The sequence below is a fragment of the Leisingera sp. F5 genome (assembly GCF_001593695.1).
Genome location: NZ_LUKH01001049.1, coordinates 1 through 1,322 on the forward strand (window position 1 = coordinate 1; position 1,322 = coordinate 1,322).

At 63.2% G+C, this 1,322-nt stretch carries 2 protein-coding genes; both read right to left on the reverse strand.

Annotated features, from left to right (window positions below; all coding sequences use genetic code 11):
* Positions 1–146 precede the first annotated feature (146 nt).
* On the reverse strand, positions 147–485 hold the full coding sequence (locus A2I95_RS38725; protein WP_291737697.1) for a tRNA-binding protein: 339 nt from the start codon (positions 483–485) through the stop codon (positions 147–149).
* A complete protein-coding gene (proC, locus tag A2I95_RS38730; RefSeq protein ID WP_291737698.1) occupies positions 478–1,293 on the reverse strand; it encodes a pyrroline-5-carboxylate reductase in 816 nt (271 codons plus the stop codon). Before proC ends, A2I95_RS38725 begins: the two co-directional genes overlap by 8 nt.
* Positions 1,294–1,322: the final 29 nt, after the last annotated feature.

The window sequence follows — 1,322 nt, forward strand, 5'->3', positions numbered from 1 at the left end:
CAACAATGTCGAACTCCGCCAGCGCGCGCAGCATCTCCGCCTCGCTCAGTACCGCGTTGGTCTCGCGGATTTCCAGGTCACCAAACGCCTCCCGCGCCCGTGCCGTGACCGCTGCCGTCATCGGCCGCGCAATCCAGATTTTCATTTCAGTGCATCCTCCCGCCCAGCGGGACCTTTCCATCAGGTCCGGCCAGAAATATCTCTCCGTTTTCATCCGGCAGGCCCAGAACCAGGATCTCTGACATGAACGTGCCGATCTGCCGCGGCGGGAAGTTTACGACGGCCAGAACCTGCTTGCCCACCAGCGTATCCGGCATGTAATGCGCCGTAATCTGCGCTGAGCTCTTTTTTACGCCGATTTCAGCCCCGAAATCGACCCAGAGCTTGATTGCCGGCTTGCGCGCCTTGGGAAACGGCTCCGCGCGTACGACTTCGCCCACGCGGATGTCGACCTTCATAAAATCATCGAATTTGATCTCAGCCACGCGACAGCTCCTTTGAACGTTCCGTGGCAGCAGCCACTGCGCGGTTCAGCAGCGCAGGGAAACCATCGTCATCATCCATCAGCACTTCCAAAGCTGCCTGAGTGGTGCCGTTCGGGCTGGTCACATTGATGCGCAGTTGGCTGGCGCTTTCCTCCGCCGCCTCCGCCAGCGCGCCGGCGCCCGCAACGGTCGCCTTGGCCAGCTGCATCGCCAGCTCCGCCGGGAGGCCCTGCGCCTCGCCCGCCGTGGCCAAGGTCTCGATCAGGTGGAACACATAGGCAGGGCCGGAACCGCTGACCCCGGTGACGGCATCCAACTGACCCTCATTGTCCAGCCGCACCGTCTGGCCGACGGCCTGCAACAGCCCCTCGGCGCGCTCGATATCCGCATCACTGGTATGGGTGTTGCCGATCAGCGCGGTAATTCCGCGCCCTACGGCAGCGGGGGTGTTCGGCATCGCCCGCACAATCCGCGACTGCGCGCCCAGAACGCCCTCAAAGGTCGCGATCGAGGTGCCCGCCGCAACCGAAATGAATAGGGTGGAACCGTTGCCGTAGCTCTGCAGTGTGGGCAGCGCCGCGCCCATCATCTGCGGCTTCACGGCAATCAGCACGATGCCAGGCGCCGCTGGCAGTTCTGCGTTGATGTGAACACCAGTGCCCTGCAGCCAGTCCGATGGGTGCGGGTCAATCACCCAGACTGAGGAGGCAGGCAATCCGCCCTCCAGCCATCCGGCCAGCATCGCCGATCCCATCTTGCCGCAGCCCAGCAGCACCAGCCCGCGCGCGGAAATCTCTTGCATATCCATCTTAAGCCCCTCCCCTAAATCTCAGGTTC

Excerpts from the sequence above, each read along its gene's own strand:
- proC (WP_291737698.1), bottom strand. The coding sequence starts at position 1,293 with ATGGATATGCAAGAGATTTCCGCGCGCGGGCTGGTGCTGCTGGGCTGC.